3 protein-coding genes are annotated in these 4,538 nt (G+C 63.1%); 2 read left to right on the forward strand and 1 reads right to left on the reverse strand.

Annotated features, from left to right (window positions below; all coding sequences use genetic code 11):
• Positions 1-2,391 (reverse strand): membrane-bound PQQ-dependent dehydrogenase, glucose/quinate/shikimate family (locus VK519_RS11265; protein WP_324349845.1); only part of this gene is annotated, 2,391 nt, incomplete at its 3' end.
• A gap of 586 nt (positions 2,392-2,977) precedes the next feature.
• Here VK519_RS11265 and VK519_RS11270 point away from each other — a divergent pair.
• The gene (locus VK519_RS11270; RefSeq protein WP_524538990.1) at positions 2,978-3,451 is read left to right on the forward strand and encodes a (2Fe-2S)-binding protein; all 474 of its coding nucleotides are present in this window, start codon (positions 2,978-2,980) and stop codon (positions 3,449-3,451) included.
• The coding region (locus VK519_RS11275; RefSeq protein ID WP_324349847.1) for a molybdopterin cofactor-binding domain-containing protein at positions 3,451-4,538 on the forward strand (1,088 nt) is incomplete at its 3' end. The genes VK519_RS11270 and VK519_RS11275, both read left to right, overlap by 1 nt.

Consider the following 4,538-nt stretch of genomic DNA (forward strand, 5'->3'; position numbering starts at 1 on the left):
AATAACATAGTCGCCCGGCGGTGTGCGCATGAAGTGATGGCCGCCCACCATGATCACCAGGTACTGGCGACCGTTGATGCGATACGTCATCGGCGTGGCCTGGCCACCGGCCGGCAGCACGTCGCTCCAGACCACCTTCCCGGTCTTGATGTCGATGGCACGGATCAGGTTGTCGGTGGCCGCGGCGACAAAGACCAGGCCACCCGCGGTGATGATGGGGCCGCCGTTGTTAGGTGTGCCGACCTCCATCGGCAGGCCGGTCGGCAGGCCGAACGGACCGTTGGCCCGCGCCGTGCCCAAGGGATGCTGCCAGATCACTTTGCGCGTATGCATGTCGATCGCCGTGATCATGCCGTACGGTGGCTCGTTGCAGAGCACCTGGGTGAGCGGCATCAGGAAGGGGCTGACCGCAATACCGTAAGGCGTATCGGCCTGCGCACCCGCGCCTTCCGCACCGCCACCGACACCTGGGACGTATTTTGGATTGTCCAACGACATCAGTCCCGCCTTGTCGGCCTGCTCACGGGTGAGCAACTGGTCGTACATCGGGGTGTTGTTCCAGTTGGCGATCAGGATGCCGGTGTGCGCATCGTAGGCCACGCTGCCCCAGTCGCTGCCGCCGTTGTAGCCGGGGAACTCGATCCAGGGTTTGGTCAGGCTCGGCGCGGTGAACTCGCCGAAATAGCGGGCTTTGCGGAACTTGATGCGGCAGTAAAGCTGGTCCAACGGGGTCATACCCCACATGGTCTGCTCGGTCAGCTCGGGCAAGCCTAGCCGGGGCATGCCCACTGACCAGGGCTGGGTCGGCGCGCGCGGGTCTTCGGTTATCGGTGCGTCGGGCGGCACGGCGCGCTCTTCCACGTCGGTCAGTGGCTTGCCGTTGCGGCGATCCAGCACGAAGGTCTGGCCGCGCTTGGTCGGCGCGATCAGCGCGGGGACGGCGTTGCCATCCGGGCCCGGAAAATCCATCAAGGTCGGCTGCGAACCGATGTCGTAGTCCCAGACATCTTTATGCGTGGTCTGGAAAACCCAACGTTCCTCGCCCGTGTGCACGTCCAAAGCGACGATGGACGATGAAACGCGGTTCTCCTCCGGCGAGCGCAGGGCGCTGTAGTAATCGGCGGCCGAGTTGCCGGTAGGCACGTAAACCAGGCCGAGCTGATCGTCGCCGATCATCTCGGCCCAGGAATTGGGTGTGCCGCGGCTGTAGTAAGTCTGCGGGGGTGGCAACTGCGCAGGAGGATGCCTGCCGTCCCACGAAGCCGTCAGTTCGCCATGCTCGTGGGGGCGCTTGACGTCCCAGGCCCAAAGGAATTTGCCGGTGTCGGCGCTGTAGCCGCGGATCACTCCCGATGGCGCCCAGCGGCGCTGGCCGTCGAGCACTTCCTGGTTGGTGACGATCACCCCGTTGACGATCGGTGGCGGCGCTGGCTCGGCGACGAAGCCGGGCACGGTTTCACCCAGGCCAAGCAGCAGGTTGACCTGGCCGTTCGTGCCGAAGCCGTCGCAAGCCTTGCCCGTACCGGCATCCACCGCGATCAGGCGCTCGTCGAGGGTCGATTCGATGATGCGCTTATGGCAGGCCTGGCCCTCGGGCACGGCGGCCGACTCGTAATACACCACGCTGCGGCAAGCAGCGGTATAGGGCACGCTCTCGTAGGTGACGCCCGATTTATACCGCCACACTTCCTTGCCGCTGGCTGGATCGAGCCGGATGATGTCGTTGGTGGCGGTGCACAGGTACACCGCGTCGCCGACCTTGATCGGCGTGGTCTCCGCCGCCCACTTGTTGATCTTGCCGGGCGGCGGCAGGTCCCCGGTGCGATATACCCAGGCACGCTGAAGCTTGCCGGCGTTCTCAGGAGTGATCTGGCTCAGCGGCGAGTAACGCGTCGCTTGTTTGTCGTGGCCATACACGCCCCAGTCGTCGTCGGGCTGTGCCGCCGCCGAAGAAGCCGCGGCGACCAAGGGCGTCGTCGGCGCCGGCTCGGTGGCAGGGGTGACGTGGTAGGGCACGAAGGCCAGCACGAAGGCCGCGGCGAAAATCGCCACCATCAGCCCGGCCAGCGAGAACGACAGCGTACGGCTGGCACCGCGATCGAGCCAGGGCAGCAGCAGTGCCAGCACGAAAGCGAATATGGTGATCACGTCCAGCCGGGGTACCCAGCCCCAGTAGTCCGAGCCGCTTTCCCAGGCGGCCCAGAGCACCGTGCCGATGAACACCAGGCCGTACCACCAGGCACCCGAACTCTTGCTGCGCAGCAGCTGGACGCCGGCGATCACCAGACCGATGCCGGCGATGAGGTAGTACCAGGAGCCGCCTAGCGAGGCAAGCCGGATGCCGCCGAAAGCCAGCGCCGCGCCGAGGGCCAGGATAAGCACCGATAGCACTATCAGGGTCCATCGTACCCAGCCCGGTTTGCTCGTCGATCGAGATGTGTTCTCTATAAACTGAGACACAAGATATCTCCCGTCATGGTGATTTAGTTGGCATGCCAAGCATGCGGATCGGACGCGCCAAACTATCGAAGTATGGACACCCTTCGCCAATCACTTGAGCACGTTTCGATTTTTCGACCGCTGGGGTGCAACGTCATCGAATAGCGCACGTCGAGGCTGACGTCACGCGAGACACTGACCCTCTCTACAGCCACACGCGGGCGCTAAAGGGAAGCTGTTGTCCTATAGAAAGAAACTATCTCAATTCAAGTCATGACTATTGGATGATTGTGCGATCTATTGCTGATTCAAGATTTCTCTAACCGTGTCTACGTGCGGCTCATTGCCGTACATTTTCGGCATTTACTGTCACGTTCGTACAAGATTGGTCGATGGCTGACCGCTACAATCGCCATGGCCATTGGTGGATACGGTGGAGTTTGCGCACGTATACCTACATTCATCCGCTGCCTCCGGCGATGGTTGCAACCTTCCGCGCCGGGGCTAATTCATAGGGCAACTCCGGGATAGTGTAGAAATGCAAAGCGCTAAAAGCTCCCAACCTTGGCCCGTGACGCGGCTTGTGATCAATGGAAAAACTGTCGACGTCACAGTGCCTGCGGACATGCCTCTTCTTTGGGTCTTACGTGACGTGTTGGCGCTGACCGGCACAAAGTTCGGTTGCGGTATCGGCCAGTGCGGCGCCTGCACGGTGCATCTAGATGGCAATCCGGTGCGCTCCTGCGTACTCCCGATCTCCGCCATCAAGGGTGAAATCACCACAATCGAAGCTATCGGCGAAACCACGGCCGGGAAGCGCGTCCAAGCCGCTTGGCTTGCGCTGGAGGTGGTCCAGTGTGGCTACTGCCAATCGGGTCAGATCATGTCGGCCGCGGCGCTGATTGCCCGCAATCCGCACCCGAGGGACCAAGATATCGACGCCGCAATGTCCGGCAATCTGTGCCGCTGCTGCACCTATCCGCGTATTCGTGCTGCTATCAAGGTGGCGTGATGAAAACCTACTGGGCAATCGGCGAAAACGCCCTACCAGACAGTGCGCGGCGACGCTTCCTGACCGCTGGTGCACTCGTGGTTGGATTCGCGTTCGTCCGGCCATTACGTGCCTTCGAGCGCGAGCCAGATCTTGCCGCCGTCGGCGCGCTCGATGCAGCGGCAACGGGGTTCGACGGATTCGTGCCCGACGGGTTCATCCGCATTAGTGTCGACGGCCGTATTGTGCTCGTGGTGCCTAGTGTGGAGATGGGGCAGGGCATTGCCACCGGCGAGGCCATGATGATTGCCGAAGAGCTGGAGGTGGGGCTTGACCAGGTTGAAGTGGAACTGGCGCCCGCGGACCAGCATGCCTATACGCAGAGCCTGCTGAAGGCACAGGCCACCGGCGGATCCACCTCCGTGCGCGCGTTCTTCATACCATTGCGGCAGGCCGGCGCGGCTGCTCGCACTATGCTGATCGGCGCGGCCGCCGAGCGCTGGCGAGTCTCGCCCGCCGAATGCACCGTAGCGCGTGGCGTTATCACGCACCAGCGGACTGGCCGAACCTTGACCTATGGCGCGGTCGCCAGTGCCGCGCGGCGCCAGGCAGTGCCCGGTGAGGTATCGTTGAAGCCAGCGTCGCAGTTCAAGCTTATCGGCAAGCCGGCGAAACGCGTGGACACGGCGGCCAAGGTCAATGGTACCGCTCGCTTCGGCATCGACACGATAGTGGAAGGAATGCGCGTTGCGGCGATCGCAATGTGTCCGACGATCGGCGGGCGCCTGCTTTCGCTCGATGAGCGCGCCTCGCGCGCCTTGCCCGGCGTGGTCGATATCCTTCGTATCGACGATGCCATCGCGGTGGTTGGAGAGAACTACTGGACCGCCAAACGAGGGCTCGACCTGCTGAAGATCGAGTGGGATGCGGGTCCGCACGCCACCCTCACATCGGCAACACTGGCCGAATCGCTCCGGTCCGCGGACGCCACGCCGATCAACGGCAGCCTGACCGGCGATCCCGATCGCGTGATCGAGGAAGCCGGCCAACGGCGCATCGAAGCGACCTACGATCTGCCGTACCTCGCACATGCGGCGCTGGAACCCAT

Origin of the sequence: Pinirhizobacter sp. (genome assembly GCF_035317885.1) — a bacterium.
Lineage (GTDB): Bacteria > Pseudomonadota > Gammaproteobacteria > Xanthomonadales > Rhodanobacteraceae > Pinirhizobacter.